Below are 21875 nucleotides of genomic sequence, written 5' to 3'. Positions count from 1 at the left end.
GGCTATAGGCGTTAGGCGTTAGAAGGGCGTCCATAAACACTAAAGCCTAACGCCTATAGCCTAAAGCCTAGTCACACTAATCAAACAATCCTTGTTGATACAATCCTAAAGCTCAACACTTAGGAGGCTGGGGTCTTGGTAATTTCAACCTCAAGACGTTAAGTCATGAAGAACCTGATCTTACTAACGCTGTTGCTTTTGAATTTGGCTGTTTTCGGCCAAGCTCCAGCAGCGATTAACTATCAAGCGGTGGCGCGCACTACCGACGGTGCACCGCTTATTGAAGAAGAACTCCTTGTCCGTATTGGAATTGAAGCGACCTCTATTGGAGGGAACTTAATGTGGGAAGAAGAACATGTGGTGACGACCGATGGATTCGGTCTGTTTGCACTGAATATTGGAGAAGGCGCTTCGACCGGAAACGGACTATCACCCACGTTTGCTCTGATTAACTGGGGAGCAACGATTTACTTCCTCAAAGTTGAAGTAGATGGTGGAAATGGATATGAAACCCTCGGCACCTCCCAATTGGTGAGCGTTCCGTACGCTCTTTATGCCGAGGAAGCAGGCAACGTAGACGATGCCCTGATCACTGACTTCTCCTTTGAGAATGATTCCCTTCTGATTACTGAAGGCGGAGAAGACTGGTGGTTGGACATTGGCCCTATCCTCGATGAGGCGCTGGCTGGTGAAAGCATCAACCTTGTCCAGCTGGTTGATACCGATTTGAATATTGTGGAAGGCGATGACGCCTTCGTCATTGATATGAGCTCTCTTCAAGACGATGAAGACTGGTCGCAAAGCGAAACAGCGGTCTATCAGAATGATCGTCCGGTGGGAATTGGAACGGCTACGCCGAGTTCTGATTTCGAAGTGCAAGGTTCTATCGGGATGGCCGTTGTTCAGTTTCAAGGACCAGTGAATGCGACCCTTGACGACACACACAATATTATTCTTGCTAACGTAACCAATGGTGACCTCACCTTTACCCTTCCAGATGCATCTACTTGCACCGGAAGGATTTATACTTTCAAACGTTTTGGGAATCCACCCCTGAGTTCCATTGTAACCATCGTTCCGGTTAACGGAGCTGAGATCGACACTGAAACAGAGTGGTTGATGGATGGGTTTGACGGACAAGTAGTCAAGCTCATCTCTGACGGTAGCAACTGGTGGGTACTCAGTAATGAAACGATCAATTAATGCGCCTCCTCCTGACCCTATTTTCGTTATTCCTCGTTTCCACAGGAGGGGCGCAGATCGTGTTGGGCCGACAAGTCATCGGCTCAGCGGCGGTGAATGGAAGTACTTCGACCATTTCCGTGAACTCCAACACTGGTGAGGCCCGCGTGGGTTCTCCTTCTGGATCTACCGTGTCGTTGACAGAGGGGTTTGAACAGCCATCTGATCTCACGCCATTAATAGTGGAGTATGTGATATCCTATGCTGAATGTTGGAACGGAAGCAACGCTACCTTGATCTTCACTACGCTTAGCGGATGTGGAGGGAATTATGACATCTCCATTACCCAAAACGGAATCGAGCAAAGTCAGGGCTCCTTGGGAATCGGATTGCACACCTTGAACATTACCGCAGGTGGTGGATGCACCTTTGAAGAAGAATTTGAAATCGCCTTGCCTGGTTTAGGTCCGTGTTCCTTGGTCGCGCCAAATACCATTACGCCCAATGGAGATGGGGTGAATGACGACTGGAACATCTTTTGGTTGGCCTACGAAGAATACGCTACCAATACGGTGACGATCGTTAATCGCTGGGGAGTTGAAGTCTGGAAAGGAAGCAATTACGATAACATCAATGTGGTGTTTAATGGAACGAATTCAGACGGAGAAGAGCTTCCTGAAGGCGTCTATTATTACAACCTGGATTACGGAACGGGTAATATAAACGGTCACATTAATCTGCTGCGATGAGAGGGGTGTTGATCATATGCGCATTGCTCTTTGGCCTATCTTCTCAAGCACAGCAAGAATGGGTGTACTCCATGCAGGCACTCAATCTTTATGATGGCAATGCTGCGGCAGCAGGGATGTACGAACATGCATCCATCAATCTGCGTTACCGTCAGCAGTTTAGCGGGTTCAGCGGAGCGCCAACCACAGCATTTCTTTCGGCTAATACATCTTTTGGATCACTGAATGGCGGCCTGCGTTTGAAAAGAGAAAGCATTGGAGCTTTTGATCGAACGATGGTAGCGCTTCACCTTGCTTACCAACTCGATGTTGGATCGGGGCAACTTTCATTTGCCTTAGGAGGTGGAATTCGAAATGAGCAATTAGACGTTAGTGAGATTACCGTTTCTACAACAGACGTTGATGTGCTGATCAATTCAGAAGCCATTACCAAACCACTTCTAGAAGGTGCCATGCTGTATCGTTCTGAACGGTTCTTTGCGGGTATTGAAGTGGGTCATTTGCTAACGCAGGAACGCAGAGCTTCAGGTAGCGACACACGCATGGAGTCACTTGCTATGATTGGAACGCAGCATCGCCTGAATTCTATGTTGTCACTGCGTCCGATGATTGCAGCACGCTATGATGTAGACGGAGCCTTGTTACCAGAAGCACAAGTCGGGCTGTGGTGGAAACAAACTCTATGGGTAGGTGCAGGCTACCGACTGTCATCAGAGGCTTATGGGTTTGTAGAGTATCGAATCAAAAGAAAATTGCGCCTGGCTTATGGCTTCGGAGTTCCTACTGAAGGCGTGGGTAGTGTCTCTAACGGACATCATGAAGTTATGATCGGATTCCTCTTCGGAAAGAAGCAACGCAGTGTACAAAGCATTAGATACTTTCAATGAGAAAGGTGTTGTACATACTCGCTTTGTTGAGTTGCGTTTCCGCGCTAGCGAATAAAAGCTACGCCCAATCAAATGTGACCATAGAACGCATTCACGACTTGGATAAAGTGGATGGTTTCATGACAGGAATTCACCCGCAGGGAATCTTCATGGAAGTGAATGCTACTGACCTTGGGTTGATCACAGACCAAGGCGATGTTGACTACCGAGCGCAAACACAATTCGCACGCAGAGGTGATACATGGACCAGTTTCCCTGCTGACCTAGAAGATTTTGGCTTTGGTTTCAGCGGCACCTCAGACCTCGGAACGGTGTGTTATTTCAGCGATACACTGGTAGTCATGTCGTTGATGGATTTCAAAGTCATGTGGGACGAAGGAACTGTGGTTACTGCGCGCATGATGCGTAGTTCAGTTGATAATTTGATGCCCGTCTTTGTGCCACCAGCAGGGTTTAGAGCAATTCACCCAAGCATTTCACCTGATGGGTCACAAATTGTTTTTGCGAGCGACATGCCTGGAGGTTTAGGTGGTTTTGACCTTTATTATGTCAATCGCCTGGGCGGCGGAAATTGGAGTGATCCTATTTCGTTAGGTCCGGTGATTAATACCTCAGGAAACGAAGTGTTCCCAAGCTGGAATGGAAGCCGGTTGTGTTTTTCAAGTGATACTCATGCCGGTCTTGGCGGCTTTGATTTGTACTACAGCGATCGCAGTAGCCAGTGGAAGGAAATGGAGCGTTTCGAAGAACCCATCAATAGCCTAGGAGATGATTTTTTGCTCTTATGGTTAAGCGATGAGGTGGCTTTGTTTAATAGCGATCGTGAGGGAGAAGATGCCGTTTACCGCCTTGCACCCGTGCCTACGCAAGCTCCAATGAACAAACTGACGGCGCTACTGGAATGTGCCGGAACGCCCGTGCAAGGTGCCAAGGTGCGGATTCAAAACTCCCTAGGTGAAACCGTCATCAATGGCACGACAGGGGAAGAAGGGAAGTTTCCTATTGATAAGCTAGAGCTGAACCAAAAGTACCGAGCGGTATTTGAAGATGTGGCACCTGAAGTGCTTCGCGCGAGTTACCTCTATATCATTGATGCCGTTGGAAACCGCATTATGGTATTCACTCCGGGAGGAGACGGTAGTTTCTATTTCGAATTACTGCCATTTGAAGACGGAGAAGGGCTTCAAGCAGTAGAGAATATTGATGAAAGCACCTTGTTGAATGTGGCTGTTGAAGGACAAGTCTACGAGAATGAACCTGGAGATATTGGTAAAGGCGAACCCATCTATATCATGGATGAGAATGGTGAGCTTATGGCCCTGGCTTACACCACCGACAAAGGGAAGTTTAGGTTTGATGAGTTGAGTCCGGATGCGAGCTATACCTTCAAATTGGATGAAGAAAGCTCTGCGCTCAACATGATCATCTACGACAAAGGACAAGAGATTGTCATTCCGGTGACTGATGATGAAGCGGTGTATGAACGAGTACAAGAAGGCGAGCAAATCCAACTGAAGAACGAGAATGGAGACGAGATTGTGATTCGTCAAGACGACCTCTTCGTTATTCAAAACATCTACTACGAGCTGAATAGTGCTGAGTTGAATGTGGTAGCGAAATACCAACTAGATCAGTTGGCTGAGATCATGATCAAGAATCCTGAAATTCGAATCGAGCTCGGATCGCACACTGATTGCAGGGGAGAGGATGATTACAACCTAGAGTTATCAGAACGGAGAGCCGCTTCCGCGCTAGCGCATATGAAAACAAAAGGCATCGCGATTGCCCGAATGACCGCAAAAGGATATGGCGAAACGGTGTTGTTGAACGGATGCGACGACGGGGTAGAATGTTCAGAGGATGAGCACGCCTTGAACCGAAGAACAGAGATACGGATCATCATTCGTTGATGGATTTTTTTAACCCATCGCTCTGAGAAAGAAAGCTATCTTTGCCGCATGTTACTACAGGTAATGAAATCCAAGTTGCACCGCGTGACAGTCACGCAGGCAGACTTGAACTACATCGGAAGTATTACGATCGACGAAGACCTTATGGATGCAGGTAATCTGCTCGAGGGAGAACGTGTACAGATTGTAAACCTGATGAACGGAGAACGTCTGGAGACGTATGTGATCAAGGGAGAACGCGGATCAGGAATGATCTGCTTGAACGGACCAGCAGCACGTAAAGTGGCAGTGGGTGACGTGGTGATTGTGATCTCATACGGATACATGACTCCAGAAGAGGCAAAAGACTACAAGCCTACCTTGGTATTCCCTGATACGGAAACCAATAAACTCGTCTAAGTACCGCCTTTGAAGCGATTGGTCAATATTTTTAAGTATATCCTGTTCCTCGGAATTGGGGTTTTCTTGTTCTACTTAGCAATGCTAGGTGTCATCAGAGGACCGCAACTTGTCGAGTCTCCTTCTGTGAGGTTTGAAATGGGGTCAGGCCACAGTGATTGTGATAATGGACTTTCCGGATTGCGTGTTTCGGCTGCTGATAAAGCGCTTCGAGGCACTCCTTACCAAGTCACTGATACCTTAGGAAACGTGATTCTCTCAGGAGCTTTCGTCAATGAAGCGATGGATGAGAAGGAGTATGTCTCTGAGTGTTTGTCACCAGGACATTACAACTTCGTTCTTCCAGAACCGCCCGAAGGAGAGTATAGTTTCGCTATCCAAGGAGTAGACTTAACAGACCAATTGATCAATGATATGAAGCGTGCTTCCATCCCTGGAATCGCACTCTCCTTCCTCTTTGGGTACCTCGCGATTGTCAGTCGTGGTATTCGCTGGCAGTACCTCTTGGAACCATTGGGCTACAAGCCTAAGACGATCAATGCAGTCAACTCAGTGGCCTTCGCCTACTTCGCCAATACCTTCGTCCCACGAAGCGGTGAGTTGGCCCGTTGCGCCGCCTTAAATCAGTCAGACGATATTCCTGTCGACAAACTCTTCGGAACCGTGATTTCTGAGCGTGTAGTTGACATGGTGATGCTCGTGATTTTTATGTCCGTAGCATTGATTTCGAACCTTGATGCCTTTCAAACCTTGCTTGATCTTTCAATTGGAGGTGGTGAAGAAGTAAATGAAGAAGACTCGAATTTACTAGTAACAATTGGCCTAGTTGCAATGGGAGTTGTGGTGGCACTAGGGTTCATGTTCCGTCGCTCAATTATGGCAAGCAAGCTCTATGGGAAAGTCAAAGGCTTCCTTGGTGGTGTTGGTGACGGACTCAAAAGCGTACTGAAAATGAAGCGCCGAGGGGCCTTCATCTTCCATACCTTCTTTATCTGGGGCATGTACTTCGGGATGGCTTATGTCATCTACATGAGTATTGATGCGACCAGCCACATGACCGTGACGCAATCACTCTTCGTCATGGTTGCGGGAGGATTCGGAATGATTCTACCTGCTCCTGGAGGAATCGGATCTTACCACTGGACTGTGAAACTCGGCTTCATCGCCTTGGGCATGAGCGGAGCGCTTGGGTTCGCCGTGGCCAATGTCATGTGGCTAACACAAACGGTTATGATCGTTGTGACCGGAGGGATAGGTTACCTTCTTTTGATGTGGGGTAACATCCGCAAAGAACGTCAAGCCAATGCCGCAGAATAGTCTCGAAAGCTTTCTTGATTCTTGCCGCGAAAGCGGAAAGAAGATTGTCTTCACCAACGGTGTCTTTGATATTCTTCACGTAGGCCACGTGACCTACCTCGAAAAAGCTGCAGAGCATGGGGATGTGCTCATCGTTGGCGTCAATGACGATGACAGTGTTCGTCGTTTGAATAAAGGACCAGAACGTCCGATCAACCCCGAAGATGCACGCGCCAAAGTCATTGCTTCACTTAAGAGTGTAGATCACGCGGTTATTTTCGGTGAAGACACTCCTTACGAGCTCATACAGCTCATCCAACCCGATGTCTTAGTCAAAGGCGGGGATTATGATCCAGACTGTACTGACGCGTCTGATAAGCGTTATATGGTAGGTTCTGATATCGTTCGCGCCAAAGGCGGAACGGTGGCTTCCATACCTCTCGTTGAAGGGTTTTCTACTACGGGGATTGTTTCGAAGATGAGGGCTTCACGGTAGACGGTAGACGGTAGACGGTGGACGGTGGACGGTGGACGGTTGACCGTGGACTGTAGACGGTGGACGGTGTTTCTTTGGTGCTGAACTTAGCGTTCGTTCCAGCCTTTTCCATTCAGAACTTTCTCGGCACTTTTCTCAATTCGTCGAATGATGGTTGCAGTTTGTTTCGCACCATTAAAGTGAAGTAGCCATCCACGTTGACGTCCGGGAGTGAGCGAGCGGAAGGCACTTTCGTAGGTGGGGTCTTCTAGGAAATAATCATAGAGTTCGGAAGGGAAGTCGTCTTCGGTTACTTTTTTAAAGGGAACGCTGACTCCATTTTTTTCTAATTCGATCGCTTCCTTGACATAGCTTCGAATGGAAGTCTCATGTTCAGCAATTTGCGAAGAGGTCGTGAACTTGAACATTCGTGCAGCTTGAGAATTTGGACCAGGTGCTGAAAGAAGCGCTAATTTATCGTCAAGAAGACTGCCCTTAAAAAAACTCAATGCTACATAGCCTTTCAAGGCGCTCATGATCGCAACGTTTTTTCCTTGATACGTGTAGCAAGCAACACCCCACTTATGTTCCTCTACGAGTTGTGTGTCTAGTACCACTGCACGAAGCCGAATGAGCTCATTCGTCCACAAGTGAACCTTGCATTCCGGAGTGCCGTACAAATCGCATCTTCCGCATCCCTGAAGGAGGTATTGGTCAACAGCTGGGTTCATGAAGGGAAGTTAGGTGTTTTGGGTTGATGGTTGATGGTTGATGGTGGACGGTGGACGGTGGACGGTGGACGGTTGACGGGGGACTGTGGACCGCGGGTGTCACTTAGGTTTCTGGAAATTCCCCTGATAAAAGAACCGTTTGTCTCTAGACCCTAGACCCTTGTCTCTAAACAAAAAAAAGGGGCAAACGCCCCTTTTTACATATCCTAAGAAAGATCAGATCTCAAAATCGTCCATGAACTTCGTGGTGAAGTTTCCGGCGCGGAACTGTTCGTCTTTCATCAATTTCTGATGGAATGGAATCGTTGTTTTGATTCCTTCAATGATGTACTCGTCGAGTGCGCGTTGCATTTTCTTGATCGCTTCTTCACGCGTTTGCGCTACAGTGATCAATTTCGAGATCATTGAATCGTAGAATGGAGGTACACGGTATCCGGCGTATGCGTGTGAATCAACACGAACTCCGTGTCCGCTAGGAGCGTGGTAGTCTGTGATTCCACCAGGTGAAGGGATAAATCCTTTCGTTGGGTCTTCCGCATTGATACGGCACTGGATAGAGTGCATCTTCGGGTAGTAGTTACGTCCACTGATTGGGTGTCCGGCTGCGAGTTTGATCTGTTCTTTGATCAAATCGTAGTTCACGACCTCTTCAGTAATCGTGTGCTCTACCTGGATACGTGTATTCATCTCCATGAAGTAGAAGTTGCGGTTCTTGTCAACCAAGAACTCAACGGTACCTACTCCTTCGTACTTCACTGCTTCCGCTGCGCGGATTGCAGCTTGACCCATTTGCTCACGAAGCTCATCAGTCATGAAAGGAGAAGGAGTTTCTTCTACCAGCTTCTGGTGACGACGCTGGATAGAACAGTCACGCTCAGAAAGGTGACATGCTTTTCCAGTCTGGTCAGAAGCGATTTGGATTTCGATGTGGCGAGGTTCTTCAATGAACTTCTCCATGTACATCCCGTCGTTACCGAAGGCAGCGCCTGCTTCACGACGAGTTGTTTCCCATGCTTCTTTTACTTCATCATCATCACGACAAATACGCATTCCTTTACCACCACCACCGGCAGTAGCTTTCATGATGACAGGGTAACCGATCTCATTTCCGTTCTTGATGGCTTGCTCGAGGTCAGCGAGTAGTCCTTCAGAACCAGGAATAGTTGGTACACCTGCATCTTTCATGGTTTGCTTCGCCGAGGCTTTGTCACCCATTGAATCGATGTTCTCAGGGCTGGCTCCGATGAATTTGATGCCGTTCTCTTGACAAGCGCGAGAGAAAGTAGCGTTCTCACTAAGGAATCCGTATCCTGGGTGGATCGCATCCGAGTTAGTGATTTCTGCAGCAGCAATGATGTTTGGGATCTTCAAGTATGAATCCACACTTGGAGCTGGACCAATACACACAGCTTCGTCTGCAAAGCGCACGTGAAGGCTATCAGCGTCAGCAGTTGAATACACTGCCACGGTCTTGATGCCCATCTCTTTGCAGGTACGGATTACACGTAGTGCAATCTCACCGCGGTTGGCGATCAGAATCTTGTTAAACATGATGTGGCGTTTTCAGTGAAATGATCACGAAGGATCAATAACGATCAAAGGCTGGTCGTACTCTACTGGTGTAGAATCATCTACCAATACCTTCACTACTTTACCTGAAACCTCAGCTTCGATCTCGTTAAAGAGCTTCATCGCTTCGATGATGCACACACAATCTCCAGGCTTGATGGTCTGTCCAACTTCAATGAAGTTATCCTTGTCCGGTGAAGGACGACGGTAGAACGTACCGATCATTGGAGATTTGATCGTGATGTAGTTTGAATTCTCTTCAGCCGCTGCAGGTTCAGCCGCAGCAGGCGCCGCTGCAGGAGCAGGGGCAGCAGCCACAGGTTGTGGAACTGGAGCGGCAGGCATTGCCATTGCTGGCATTCCTTGTACAGGCATCTGTACAGGCATGATCTGCGCTTCCACGTCTTGTCTGCGGCCTTTCTTATTTGGCATGTCTGACTTGATCGTGATCTTGAAGTCTTTCTGTTCGATTTCAACTTCAGTTACGCCTGCTTTCGCGACGAACTTGATCAGGTCTTGAATCTCGTTAAGGTTCATACCTAAGCTTTTTTTGGTTGTCAAAAGTTAGAAATTCCTTGCGGATTTATTGGTTTACACTCGCACCGTCGTATGCCCACTTCAAGTAGACCGCGCCCCAGGTGAATCCGCCACCAAAGGCTGAGAGTACGATGTTTTCTCCTTTCTTCAATTTGGTCTCCCAATCATTCAGGCACAATGGAATTGTAGCTGCGGTAGTGTTACCGTAGCGCTGAATGTTGATCATCACCCTTTCGTTGGTCAATCCCATGCGACGAGCAGTTGCATCGATGATGCGCAAGTTAGCTTGGTGTGGAACCAGCCAAGCAACATCTTCTGATTGCAAATTGTTCTTCTCCATGATTTCTGCAGATACGTCAGCCATGCTTGTCACAGCTGCCTTAAATACAGGTTGACCATCTTGGTATACAAAGTGTTCTTTGTTCGCTACTGATTCCGCGCTAGCTGGCTTACGAGAACCTCCTGCTTTCATGTGCAAGAACTCTTCACCTGAACCGTCAGAACGAAGAATAGAGTCAATCACTCCATGTCCTTCTGAATCTGGTTCAAGCAGCACTGCTCCAGCACCGTCACCGAAGATGACGCACGTTTTACGGTCTTCGTAATCAACGATTGCTGACATTTTATCTGCACCAACAACCACTACTTTTTTGTGCTTGCCAGATTCAATGAACTGAGCACCTGTGGTTAGGGCATAAATAAACCCGGAACAAGCGGCCATGATATCAAAGCTATACGCGTTGGTGGCTCCAACGTGGTTAGCGATGATATTGGCAGTTGCCGGGAATACCATGTCAGGGGTTACTGTTGCGCAGATCAGCAAGTCGATCTCATCGGCAGAAATGCCGCGCTTCTTGAGGAGCTTGTTGACAGCTTCGATCGCCATCACAGAGGTTCCTTTTCCTTCTCCTTTTAGAATGTGACGTTCTTCGACTCCGGTCCGTGTACGGATCCATTCGTCAGAAGTGTCTACCATCTTTTCCAGGTCAGCGTTTGTCAGGATGTCATCTGGTACATACCCTGCTACCGCTGTAATTGCCGCGTGATTTTTAGCCATGCGTTTTCTACTGGTCGGTTAATTGATAAGCCGCTAAGTTAGCGTTTTGATAATACTGGCAAGGAGAAAACGTAGCTTTCTGCTCTTGGTTTTCCAGATATCATGGCTTAAAAAAAATGGGAGCCAATGAGGCTCCCAATATATTCGAGGGAAAAGATCTTTCTTAATCTTCTTTTTCCATAACCACGCGGCCCTTGTAATAGAGCTTACCCTCGTACCAGTGCGCCTGGTGACGTAGGTGTGGTTGACCTGTCGTTTGACAAGTTGAAATCTCAGGCGCTTCGGCCTTGTAGTGTGTGCGGCGCTTCGCCGTACGTGCTTTCGATTGCTTTCGTTTAGGATGTGCCATCGTTCAACCTTTTTATTTCAATCCTTTTAATGCTTCCCACCGTGGGTCAATGTCATCGTCTTCGTCGTCCTCATGGAGATCATCCAAGAGGTCAAGAGCGTCCTGGTCGCACTCATCTTCATCTTCGTGTACACGTCGTGAAGGCAAGGCCAGGTGTGCGTATTCATAGAGATACTGTTCTAATTCGAGAATGTGCTCCGCTTGACTCACCACTAAGATTTCATCTTCGGTAATTTTCGTTTCATCGCCATACTTGACAATTAAACGATCTTCATGAGCCACCTCAAGGGTAACAGGCTTTCCACATCGATCGCAGGTGTCTTCTACCTTACCTTCTAGTGAAAAGTCGAGAACCATCATGGTGCTTTGCTTCTCTAGCTTTAGATCAACCGTAAAGTTTCCTTTACTGATCTCAGAATACTCAAACTCTTCAAAGAACGATTCGTTTATCACGAAATCAAAGGTGTGAACACCTGCCTTGAGACCCAAGAAGGGAATATGATAGGCAGTAAAAGGATTCATACCTTCAAAAATTAGGAGTGCAAAGATAGTGGAAACTCTTCGATATCAAAAGTTTTCAACGACTTTTCTGGCTGGGCCAAGTAAAGTCGGAAAAACATCCACTAGCGAAGTGGATTTGCTGTCATCTCTCGATATACCTTGCGGTACTTATATACATCAATCGCTGTGAAGATGGCCGCGCGTAACGATCCTTCATTCGCTTGTCCTTTTCCGGCGATCTCATATCCTGTTCCGTGGTCCGGACTTGTGCGTACAATCGGCAAGCCGGCTGTGTAATTCACACCACTGTCAAAAGCCAAGGCCTTAAACGGCGCCAGTCCTTGATCATGGTACATAGCCAACACTCCATCAAACTGCTGGAACGCTGCTGTACCAAAGAATCCATCGGCGCCATACGGTCCTTTTACGAACATTTCATTCTCTACTTCACGAATCGCCGGAAGGATAATGTCGAGCTCTTCTGTTCCCAATAAGCCATTGTCACCAGCGTGCGGATTCAAGCCGAGTACCGCGATTTTCGGACGATTCACTCCGAAATCTCGTTGCAAGCTTTCATGCATGAGGCGCAGCTTCTTGATGATAGACTCCTTCGTCAAGTTCGCACTGACATCTTTCAATGGTACGTGTCCGGTAGCCACTCCAATACGCATGCGGTCTGAAACAAGGAACATCAAGCTCTCCTCTACATTCGCCATGCTCGCCAGGTACTCAGTATGCCCTGGGAAGTTGAATTCATCGCTTTGAATCGTGTCTTTATTGATCGGACAGGTAACCAAAACGTCGATTTTATTCGAGGCCAAATCGTCAACGGCGGCTTTTAAGCTTTTGAATGCGTAGGCACCTGCTTCTTTGTCTGGTGAACCTAAGGTTGGCTCCCATTTATCGTCCCAAACGTTGACAACGTTGATTTTCTTTGGGTTGACTTCTTCAGCTGAAGAAGTGCTGTTTAGTCGTACATCACCCATGTCGAGCACCTTGCGGTGAAAACGCAGGATGTCCGTGTTTCCGTAGATGATCGGAAGAACGATTTCATTCATGCGTTGATCAGCAAAGACCTTTAGGATGGTCTCAATTCCAATCCCATTCGGGTCACCGATCGTAATCCCTACACGTACTTGATTCTCTACTTTACTCATAGCTCGTAGCGCACTTTAATGAATTCAACTAACAAGCGAACCCCAACTCCTGTTCCGCCTTTGGTGCGGTAAGATTGAGGAGCGTGTAAGAATGAAGGACCAGCAATGTCAAAGTGAATCCATGGGTAGTCAGTGAAGTGCTGCAAGAACTTCCCTGCAGAGATATGACCTGCTTCTCCTCGACCGAGGTTCGACATGTCGGCCACATCAGAGGCTAGCTCTTTCCCATACTCATCCCACAAAGGGAAACGTACAACGCGCTCGTAAGTATCGTAGGCAGCGGCTTCGAGTTTCTTGAACTCTCCGTCGTCTGCAGTTCCCATCACACTTGTAGCGTAAGTTCCAATGGCACGAACAGAAGCTCCTGTCAGGGTAGCTGCGTTCATCACCAATTCTGGATCGTATTTCTTAGCATATGCCAAGGCATCTGCCAATAGCAAACGTCCTTCTGCATCTGTGTTCTTCACCTCTACGGTGGTGCCGTCGTACATCGTGATCACGTCACCAGGTACGTAGGCGTTTCCGTCAGGTCGGTTATCTGTAGCAGGTAGAAGAGCAATCACATGAACAGGGAGTTCCAATTCGGCGATAGCCTTAATAGAACCAGCCATCATAGCCGCCCCTGCCATATCACTCTTCATAAAGTCCATCGACATTGGCGTTGGCTTCAAGCTCATACCACCCGTATCGTAAACCACACCTTTTCCAACCAAAACAATCGGTTGCTTATTTACGGCATTGGCCGGCTTGTATTCAGCAATGGTGAAGGTTGGAGGGTCAATCGAACCTTTGTTTACGGCCAATAGACCACCCATTTTCAACGACTGAATCTTGCGCTTCGACAATACATTCACGTCAAATCCGCTCTCCTTACCGGCTTGCTCTACAGCATCCGCAAGGTCTGTCGCCGTCAAATGCGAAAGCGGACGGTTGACCAAGTCACGCGTCCAGAAGACATTATCTGTAAGGGTGTTGAGGTCTTTGACTTCTTTGCTGTTCAAATCGCCATCGATCAATCCAATCTCCCTGAACCCATGGTCTTTTTTGCCCGGATCTGAAAGGAGTTGATTGAATTGGTAAGCCGTCAATTTGGCACCTTCGGCATGAAGCAATGATACTTCGGCATCGCCTGTGTGGTTTACGAAGGTCAGTTTTGAGGCTTTTTGTTTGATGGCTAGCGCCGAAGCGGAACTCCCTGCTACACGAAGGGCTTCTTTTTCATTCGCTGAATCAATCGACCCCACTGAAAAAGCGTAGCGAACGTCACCGTCTTCAACGAAGGTGATCATCGATTGCTTCTTCTTCAATCCGTTCTTCACTTGCTTTGTCGCCTCCTTGCTGAATTCCTTCGGAACTGACTTCCCGTCGAGGAGGTGAAATACCATCGCATTCGATGGAATTTTGCGCAAAACTTTAAGCGTAATTCCCATGGTCGTTGATTTGTGGCGCAAGATAGCTTTTGTATTCGATAAGCTATCTGCTAGAATCTTGCGTTATACTGTTCGGGAAAAGCCTTTTGAGATTGTAATATTGGCAAGGTTTATGTGGCTTGAACTGAAACAAATAGGTAATTAAACATATTGCCTTTTCGTTCGTTACCAAGTGAAAGTGTACCTTTAATCTTACTCATGCGAAAACTCGTTTCACTCCTCATTTTTGCTTTCATCAGCATTGCCGCCCTGGCTACTCACAACAGGGCAGGGGAGATTACCTATACGCACATTAGCGGGTTCACTTACGAGGTTGTCATTACTACATGTACGAAGTCTTCGGTTATTGCTGACCGTCAATGGTTGAATATCAACTGGGGTGATTTGCCTACCGGCGGAACGCTTGACAGCTTAGAACGCGAGTCTATTTCTCCTGTTCCTGACGCTGATGCCCAGATCAATATCTACCGTGGAACCCACACCTATAGCGGGCCAGGGCAGTATTTGATCCAAATGGCTGACCCGAACCGTAACGAAGGAGTACACAACATTCCGAACAGTGTAGAAGAGGAATTCTGTGTGCAAACGCTTCTGATCATCAATCCGCAAGCCGGACATAATAACTCGGTTCAACTTTTGAACCCAGCGAAAGAAGAAGCGTGTCTGGCGCGTGTTTGGCAACACAATCCCGGAGCGTATGATCCCGATGGTGACATTCTTACCTACAGCCTGATCACACCCTTAGGTAGAGATTTGGACGAAGACGGATGGAACGATCCAGTTCCCGGGTATGAACTACCAGATGATTATACCGAGAGTCCCGACGATATTTTCTTCATCGACCCGAACGACGGTACTGTTACTTGGGACGTGACTTCGTGGCCTCCAGGGGAATACAATATTGCAATTCTCATCGAAGAGTGGCGTGAGGTAGCTGGACAGCTAGTGAAAGTAGGACATGTCATTCGTGACATGCAGATTCTTGTAGAGCAGTGTCCTAACAACCCACCGGTGATTGAAGAAGTGCTCGATACCTGTGTTGAGGCTTTCACGAACTTGACACTCCAAATTGCAGCATCAGACATCGATGGAGATCCAATTGATTTGGAAGCTTTCGGTGGACCAATGACTGAGGTTGAGAACCAAGCGTTCTTTACAGATAACAACGACGGCACAGGCGTTTTCTCATGGACACCAGAATGTGAAGAGGTACGATTGAATCCTTATCAGGTGACCTTCAAGGCCACCGATTTCAGTTCAACCGTTGACCTCTCAGATTTCATGGCGGTGAATATTACGGTGGTGGCACCGGCGGTAGAAAACCCAACGGTAGAGCCTGACGGAAATAGCTTCGTCTTGAACTGGGAGCCGAATATCTGCATCGATCACCTGACCGATTTACAGGTATCGCAAAGCGGATATAAGATATACCGTCGTCAAGGAAGCTATGGTTTTGAGCCTGATTTCTGTGAAACAGGAGTGCCTGATTACACCGGCTTCGAATTGATTGATACGGTTGAAGGACTAGAAAACACGAACTACATTGATACTGAAGGAGTCTTCTTCGGTGGTGAGTTCTGTTACATGATTGTCACTTGTTTCCCTGATGGCGCAGAAAGCTATGCAAGTGAAGAGTTCTGTGCTTCAATCATCAAGGAAGTACCGGTCATGACCAATGCAGATGTGAATGTCACCGATGCAACTAACGGAGAGATTTATGTAGCATGGTCACCAGCTACACAGCTTGATCAAGAGAATTTCCCAGGGCCTTACTACTACGAGCTTCTTCACGGAGAAGGTTATGGCGGCGCGAACGATGTGATTTTCACTTCAACCCCAAGCGCAAACCTCTTTAACGAGGATACCACTTTTGTCCACACGGGAATTGATACTGAAACGACAGCGCACACTTACCGTGTGAATCTTTTCTCTGGAGAAGATTTCGTTGGATCGGCCTTCCAGGCGTCAAGCCTTTACCTCGAGCTTGAGTCAGGTGATGAGACCATCACCGTATTCGTCAACGACCTCACTCCATGGACAAATACCCAATATGAGATTTACCGATTGGATCCGGGTGAAACTGACTTCGCACTCATTGCAACGGTCGATGAACCAATCTATGAAGACACAGGACTCCCGAACAACGTCGAGATATGTTACTATGTGCGATCCATAGGGGCGTACACCGTTCCAGAATCAGGAACGATTGATCCAATCTTGAACAAGTCTCAAGAAGCTTGTGGATTCGCAGTAGATCTAACACCTCCTTGTCCGCCTGAGTTGAGTATTGAACCAGATTGTGAACTCGAACAAGCCTTCTTGACATGGACGAATCCAAATGAGTCATGTGAGTTGACGGATGATACAGAGTTGTACAACCTGTATTACGCTCCAACCACCGATCAAGATCTGGAATTCGTGGTTACCTTGACAGGTGCTGAATTGACGGAGTATATCTGGAATGAAGAAGGTGATTTGAACTCCATCGCGGGTTGCTATGCAGTGACTGCACTTGATAGTTTGACTCCTGACCTCAACGGAGATATCCGACGCAATGAAAGTGAGTTTAGTAATGTCGTGTGCATCGATAATTGTCCGCTTTACTTCTTGCCGAATGTATTCTCACCAAACAATGACGGCTCAAACGATGTCTTCACGGCCTTCCCGTTCAAGTTCGTTGAAAGTGTTGAGTTCTTCGTCTTCAATCGATGGGGAACACAAGTCTTCGAGACCAGGGATCCGCTCATTTCTTGGGATGGGACTGATCAAGAAACAGGTGAGATTTGTGCCGACGGCACCTATTATTACATAGCTCGGGTCAATACAATCAGACTCGAAGGAATTGTTGTGGAAGAACTCTCCGGAACAATTACCTTGCTCGACGGTTTGAATCCAGTTAAAGAGTAACATGTTCACAGGAATTATCGAGGCCCTTGGCGAAGTCAAGGGCGTAGAACGCGAAGGTGATAACCTTCACTTCACTATTTCATCTCCCTTCACAGACGAACTGCAAATTGATCAAAGCGTGGCCCATAACGGTACGTGTTTGACCGTGGTGAAAATCGACGGAGACGAATACGTAGTGACTGCGATTGATGAAACCATCATTCGTACGAACGTTGGTGAATTAGCCTCTGGTGATAAAGTGAACCTCGAACGCTGTATGATCATGGGCGGCCGCCTAGACGGACATATCGTTCAAGGCCACGTTGACATGGTTGGTGAGGTGACTGATGTGAAGGAAGAAGATGGAAGCTGGCGTGTGTATGTGAAGCACGAAGTCACTAAAGTTGACGAAGGCTATGTTACCGTTCCTAAAGGGAGTATTACGGTAAATGGAGTGTCTCTGACAGTGGTAGACTCTTCACCTGGTCATTTCAGTGTGGCGATCATTCCTTACACATGGGAACACACCAATTTCCACACCTTTAAGGCGGGAACAAAAGTGAACCTAGAGTTCGATATTATTGGGAAGTACGTAGCACGAATGGCTGCGATCAATCAAACACCTTCGGCTTCCTAAGCTCGAAGTTCTGACCCAGATATACCTTTCTTACTTGCTCGTCTGCAGCTAGTTCTTCTGCAGTTCCAGCTTTCAGGATGTTTCCTTCGAAAAGGAGGTAAGCTCGATCTGTGATTGACAACGTTTCTTGTACGTTGTGGTCTGTAATCAGAATACCGATGTTCTTTCTTTTCAGCTGAGCAACAATCTTCTGAATGTCTTCAACTGCAATCGGGTCGACCCCTGCAAACGGCTCATCGAGAAGGATAAATTTAGGGTCAGTTGCTAATGCACGTGCGATCTCTGTTCTACGACGCTCACCTCCAGAAAGGAAGTCACCACGGTTCTTTCGTACGTGCTGCAAACCAAATTCATTGAGGAGTTGTTCCAGTCGGTCTTTGCGTTCTTGGCGGTTGAGCTCAGTCATCTCCAAGATGGCCATGATGTTGTCTTCAACACTCAGCTTACGGAATACACTTGCTTCCTGCGGGAGGTAACCTACCCCTAGTTTGGCGCGTTTGTACATCGCTTCGTCGGTGATCTCTTGATCGTCCATGAAGACCGTGCCTTCGTTGGGTCTGATCAAGCCTACGATCATATAGAAGCTCGTCGTTTTACCGGCACCATTTGGTCCGAGTAGACCAACGATCTCTCCTTGATTTACTTCAATGGAAACGCCTTTCACAACGGTGCGTTTCCCGTATCGTTTGACAATATTCTCTGCTCTCAGCTGCATTAGAAGTCGAACTGGAATTTGGCTCGAATACCGAACTTCACAATGTTCGGATTATCGAGGTATGACAATCGCCACAGACCATCAACGCGGAGGAACTTGAAAATATTCTCCACCCCTAGGGCTGCTTCGACGTAGGGTTTCGTGAGCACGTTCGTCTCAGGAGGAAGTACCATTTCTTCCTGATTGCTCGGGTCAAAATTACCTACAACTCCTTTAACAGTAGCAACCTCACGCCACTTTAGTTTACGCATCAACGGAATCCGGTTCAAGAAGAGTCCATCCGCATGATAAGTGATTGAAGCACTCACCCATTCGTCACTCACGAACTCGAAGAAGTTCATCGTGTTGAATGCCGTTTCGTCGTAAAAGAAGGTCTCGTTACCCTGATGCAATTGCAACAACGGATAAGGTAGCTGTCCCCAGTAGCGTCCTGCCTCTGCCCAAATTCGAGCATAACCAAGAGGACCAAATCGGACCTTGTCTTTCACTCGGACTACCAATTTTTGGTATTCGTAGTCGCTATTGATCACGTCCTTTAGTCCGAGGGTATACGCTACCTCGAGCGTCGGGTATTTCGTGCCGAGTGAAACACGGTCGAATTCACCACTGAGGAATTTCTCCTTGTAAGCGAATCGTGTATAGAAGGTCAATTCTGCGGTCGTCAGATTGTCTACTGGCTCTATTTGTCGAATGTCGTTTAGTCGCTCATAACGCAGCGCACCCAATGGAGAAAGCGTGCGGTGAGTGAATACAATCTTATTAGACAAGCCATAGAACCACTCTCGTTCGAAGTAGCTCTTGGCTTCGACCACATTGGTCAACTTATTCGCAGGGTTCCGCCGGAAGATACTCGAGAGGACGTTGTCTTGTTGAAAGGCCCCAGGAGCTTGTCCTAACTGTTCCACATCTTCTTTTCCAGAGATACCGAAGACCATCCGCGGTTGCTTGGAAAGCATCCAGGTGATGCCTCCGCCGTACTTGAATCGACGGTCACGCAAGCCGTAGGCCGTGTATCCTTCAATCAATACGCGTTTAGAAAAGTCGTTGCTTGTTCGTCCACCCACTCTGAAGCGATGTCCTTCAACCGGGTTGAAGCTGTACAAGGTGAAGTAAGGTCCATACTCAAAGTTCCCGCGCACGTAGTAGCCGGAGACAAAGAGGGAAATCACATCAGCAATGGTTCGGAACTGGGGGACCGTCTTGATGGAGTCAACCATTTGATAGACGCTCTTCTCGTTATCCGTCAGTTCAATATGCCGTCGGTCGTCCCAGAATTCTTCGCCTTGTTCCGTCGCATTTTCTTCCACGATGATATCAGAGATGCCCTTGTAGAAGTCGTCTTCTCTGGCTTCGTTGATCTGGAAGTCTCTGTAGGTCGTAGTTTTTCTTCCGTAGAAGCCCATGGTCTTCTCGGTCAGGTTGAAGTCTACTAGAAGCTCATCTCGTGTGAGCATCCAGACCTCCTTTTGTACCTCGTTGTACTCTTGGCGGACCTTGAGTTTATTGATGAAGTTGATGTTCGCGTCTTCCGCAATCGTTGCTTCAACTTGTTTCACGGCGTAGGTAGTGTCGTTTACCCACATATCGCCTGTGAAGGTCAGTTCTTGTTTACGCTTCGGTTGGAATTTGATCTGGTAACACCATTTGCCTTCGATATAGGTGCTATCCATCAGGTAGTAATCATAGAAAGTGAAGCCAAGGCCGGAAATCGGCGAAACAAAGCTCTTTCCGAAAACGATAATGTTATTGTCGTAGATGTTAACGTTCTGGTACATGTCCCCCAGGAACTGCGAAACACTCTTGTTCTCAATACCTGAGATCTTGGTGGCAAGGATGATTTCCTTTTCCGTCTTTGGGTTCTTTCGGTAGTAGAACTCAGAGATATTCTCAGTCATGAAAATCGGGAGGTAGATCTTCTCTTCCGTGCTGTCGATGTTATCGAACACGAATTCAAAGGGCTTCATGATTTTCCGCTCTCGGAATTCATCCGTGAGGTTGTTGAGGTCGAATTCTACTTTGTTGTAGAGCTCGTACTCGTAAGCCTCAAGTTTCTCTCGGTTATTGATCTTTCGATTCTTCTGAACGGCACGAATGATGGGGTGTGCCGGATTCTCTTCGTCTCCTGCAGTAACCTCAGCCACTTCAAGGGCGATACTTGAAACACTTAGTTCGAAGTTGATGACTTGGGTTTGGTCAAGCTTGACCGCTTTTGTGCTTGGCTTATATCCAATAAAGCTAGCGCGGATGCTATCACTGGCGTAATATGTTTCTAGGAAATAATTCCCGTTGAAGTCGGTAATCGTACCACTTTTGGTACCTACGAAGCTGATATTCACATAGGGAAGGGCTTCTCCTGTTTCAGCGTCAGTAACCTTACCTGAAACCACCGTTTTTTGGGCGAACGAAGACAGGGCCAACAAACAAAGTAATGGCAATAGGAGTAACGGGCGGTATGTGTTCCGCAAGTGGTTCATTAGGCTAGTAACCTCGTCTTATAACGAATGTACGAGATTCCCTTGCTTTGGTTCACAAGTAAAGAACGCACTTACCAACGAAATCGGTGTGTTAAATGCCGTAAAAGTCAAATTGCTACGCGAATTCCTGATCGCGTTCGCGGGCCTTTTTCCAAACCCGACGAGAAATCACAATACTCAACTCGTAGAGCACCAAGACTGGCATCGCTACCAGGATTTGGCTTGTGAGGTCAGGAGGTGTGATAATAGCTGAAAGCACAAGTACCGCTACCAGCGCGTGCCTGCGGAACTTCTTCAATAGTTCCGGTGTCACAATTCCAGCCTTCGATAGGAAGTACACAGCAATCGGCAACTGGAAGATGATTCCGGTAGCCAGGGTGATTGATGCCACCAGCTTCATGTACGACATGATGGTGATCGTAGATTCTACATCAGCAAGCTTGTAGTTTCCGAGGAATTGGAGCGAAAGAGGGACAATTCCATAGTATCCGAAGAGTACACCGCTGAAAAACAGGAGGGCTGTGTAGAACACAACTCCACGAACTGCTGATGACTCTGTTTGGCGTAATCCCGGTTTGATGAATCGCCAGAACTCCCAGAAAACATAAGGGAAGGCAGTAATAAATCCACCAATCAACGACACCATAATATGCGCTGTAAATTTCCCGAGCATCGTGGTGTTGATGATCTTATAATCAATGGATTTAACGCAAAGGCGCTCTCCGAGTCCGAGAAGGTCAGATAGTTTGCACCAAGCTCGAAAAGATGGAAAGTCTAGTTGTCTTGGGCCAAAGATGATCTCATCGAAGACAAAATCTTTGAAGATGAAGAAGACGATCGCAATCACGAAAATGGCGATCACCGAGCGCATCAGTCTAAATCGTAACTCCTCGAGGTGCTCGAGGAAACTCATGTCATTTTTGTCTTCGCTCAT

Annotated in this window: 20 protein-coding genes; 9 read left to right on the top strand and 11 right to left on the bottom strand. The window is 47.4% G+C overall.

All coding sequences use genetic code 11. The features are described from left to right. The first annotated feature begins 165 nt into the window (after positions 1 to 165). From RA156_RS13290 to rfaE2, 7 genes are read left to right on the top strand one after another with little or no spacing between them, the layout of a single operon-like run. Positions 166 to 1203: a DUF8740 domain-containing protein gene (locus RA156_RS13290; protein WP_306640754.1), complete on the top strand. Its 1038-nt coding sequence runs from the start codon at positions 166 to 168 to the stop codon at positions 1201 to 1203. Beyond that, positions 1203 to 1931 carry a T9SS type B sorting domain-containing protein gene (locus tag RA156_RS13285; RefSeq protein WP_306640753.1) on the top strand — a complete coding sequence of 243 codons (729 nt, stop codon included), beginning with the start codon at positions 1203 to 1205 and terminating at the stop codon, positions 1929 to 1931. The genes RA156_RS13290 and RA156_RS13285 overlap by 1 nt, the downstream gene beginning before the upstream one ends. After that, positions 1928 to 2818: a PorP/SprF family type IX secretion system membrane protein gene (locus RA156_RS13280; protein ID WP_306640752.1), complete on the top strand. Its 891-nt coding sequence runs from the start codon at positions 1928 to 1930 to the stop codon at positions 2816 to 2818. The genes RA156_RS13285 and RA156_RS13280 overlap by 4 nt, the downstream gene beginning before the upstream one ends. Further along, the gene (locus tag RA156_RS13275) at positions 2815 to 4728 is read left to right on the top strand and encodes an OmpA family protein (protein ID WP_306640751.1); all 1914 of its coding nucleotides are present in this window, start codon (positions 2815 to 2817) and stop codon (positions 4726 to 4728) included. Before RA156_RS13280 ends, RA156_RS13275 begins: the two co-directional genes overlap by 4 nt. A 48-nt stretch (positions 4729 to 4776) precedes the next feature. Continuing rightward, on the top strand, positions 4777 to 5127 hold the full coding sequence (gene panD / locus RA156_RS13270) for an aspartate 1-decarboxylase (protein WP_306640750.1): 351 nt from the start codon (positions 4777 to 4779) through the stop codon (positions 5125 to 5127). 9 nt (positions 5128 to 5136) lie between these two features. Next, positions 5137 to 6444: a lysylphosphatidylglycerol synthase transmembrane domain-containing protein gene (locus tag RA156_RS13265; RefSeq protein WP_306640749.1), complete on the top strand. Its 1308-nt coding sequence runs from the start codon at positions 5137 to 5139 to the stop codon at positions 6442 to 6444. Continuing rightward, entirely contained in the window at positions 6431 to 6919 is a 489-nt protein-coding gene (gene rfaE2 / locus RA156_RS13260) for a D-glycero-beta-D-manno-heptose 1-phosphate adenylyltransferase (RefSeq protein ID WP_306640748.1), read from the top strand. Before RA156_RS13265 ends, rfaE2 begins: the two co-directional genes overlap by 14 nt. Positions 6920 to 7005: 86 nt before the next feature. On the opposite strand, the gene RA156_RS13255 is transcribed toward rfaE2, so the two are convergent. The 8 genes from RA156_RS13255 to RA156_RS13220 all read right to left on the bottom strand — a co-directional run bounded on the left by RA156_RS13255 (position 7006) and on the right by RA156_RS13220 (position 14229). Further along, entirely contained in the window at positions 7006 to 7629 is a 624-nt protein-coding gene (locus tag RA156_RS13255) for a YdeI/OmpD-associated family protein (RefSeq protein ID WP_306640747.1), read from the bottom strand. Between the two features lie 216 nt (positions 7630 to 7845). Next, positions 7846 to 9180, bottom strand: coding sequence for an acetyl-CoA carboxylase biotin carboxylase subunit (accC, locus tag RA156_RS13250; RefSeq protein WP_306640746.1), 1335 nt, complete (start codon positions 9178 to 9180; stop codon positions 7846 to 7848). Between the two features lie 24 nt (positions 9181 to 9204). After that, entirely contained in the window at positions 9205 to 9735 is a 531-nt protein-coding gene (gene accB, locus RA156_RS13245) for an acetyl-CoA carboxylase biotin carboxyl carrier protein (protein ID WP_306640745.1), read from the bottom strand. Between the two features lie 46 nt (positions 9736 to 9781). Continuing rightward, positions 9782 to 10792: a beta-ketoacyl-ACP synthase III gene (locus RA156_RS13240; RefSeq protein ID WP_306640744.1), complete on the bottom strand. Its 1011-nt coding sequence runs from the start codon at positions 10790 to 10792 to the stop codon at positions 9782 to 9784. 163 nt (positions 10793 to 10955) lie between these two features. Continuing rightward, positions 10956 to 11141, bottom strand: a complete 186-nt coding sequence (gene rpmF, locus RA156_RS13235; RefSeq protein ID WP_306640743.1) for a 50S ribosomal protein L32 — start codon at positions 11139 to 11141, stop codon at positions 10956 to 10958. A 12-nt stretch (positions 11142 to 11153) separates the two neighbouring features. Next, positions 11154 to 11663, bottom strand: coding sequence for a YceD family protein (locus RA156_RS13230; RefSeq protein ID WP_306640742.1), 510 nt, complete (start codon positions 11661 to 11663; stop codon positions 11154 to 11156). Positions 11664 to 11764: 101 nt separating this feature from the next. Beyond that, the gene (gene pdxA, locus RA156_RS13225) at positions 11765 to 12799 is read right to left on the bottom strand and encodes a 4-hydroxythreonine-4-phosphate dehydrogenase PdxA (RefSeq protein WP_306640741.1); all 1035 of its coding nucleotides are present in this window, start codon (positions 12797 to 12799) and stop codon (positions 11765 to 11767) included. Further along, positions 12796 to 14229, bottom strand: a complete 1434-nt coding sequence (locus RA156_RS13220; RefSeq protein ID WP_306640740.1) for a leucyl aminopeptidase family protein — start codon at positions 14227 to 14229, stop codon at positions 12796 to 12798. Before RA156_RS13220 ends, pdxA begins: the two co-directional genes overlap by 4 nt. A gap of 198 nt (positions 14230 to 14427) precedes the next feature. Between RA156_RS13220 and RA156_RS13215 the strand changes: the two genes are divergently transcribed. Together RA156_RS13215 and RA156_RS13210 are read left to right on the top strand one after the other, a co-directional pair. Then, positions 14428 to 17136, top strand: a complete 2709-nt coding sequence (locus RA156_RS13215; RefSeq protein ID WP_306640739.1) for a T9SS type B sorting domain-containing protein — start codon at positions 14428 to 14430, stop codon at positions 17134 to 17136. Position 17137: 1 nt separating this feature from the next. Then, entirely contained in the window at positions 17138 to 17752 is a 615-nt protein-coding gene (locus tag RA156_RS13210) for a riboflavin synthase (RefSeq protein WP_306640738.1), read from the top strand. Here the strand turns inward: RA156_RS13210 and lptB are convergent. The 3 genes from lptB to tatC form a co-directional block, all read right to left on the bottom strand. Then, positions 17727 to 18467 carry an LPS export ABC transporter ATP-binding protein gene (lptB, locus tag RA156_RS13205; RefSeq protein ID WP_306640737.1) on the bottom strand — a complete coding sequence of 247 codons (741 nt, stop codon included), beginning with the start codon at positions 18465 to 18467 and terminating at the stop codon, positions 17727 to 17729. The two genes, RA156_RS13210 and lptB, sit on opposite strands and share 26 nt — an antisense overlap. Beyond that, positions 18467 to 20884 carry a DUF5686 and carboxypeptidase-like regulatory domain-containing protein gene (locus tag RA156_RS13200; protein ID WP_306640736.1) on the bottom strand — a complete coding sequence of 806 codons (2418 nt, stop codon included), beginning with the start codon at positions 20882 to 20884 and terminating at the stop codon, positions 18467 to 18469. Before RA156_RS13200 ends, lptB begins: the two co-directional genes overlap by 1 nt. Positions 20885 to 21056: 172 nt before the next feature. Next, entirely contained in the window at positions 21057 to 21875 is an 819-nt protein-coding gene (gene tatC, locus RA156_RS13195) for a twin-arginine translocase subunit TatC (RefSeq protein WP_306640735.1), read from the bottom strand.

This window comes from Sanyastnella coralliicola (genome assembly GCF_030845195.1).
Classification (GTDB): domain Bacteria; phylum Bacteroidota; class Bacteroidia; order Flavobacteriales_D; family Sanyastnellaceae; genus Sanyastnella; species Sanyastnella coralliicola.
This window is presented reverse-complemented; position numbering and strand designations above follow the sequence as displayed.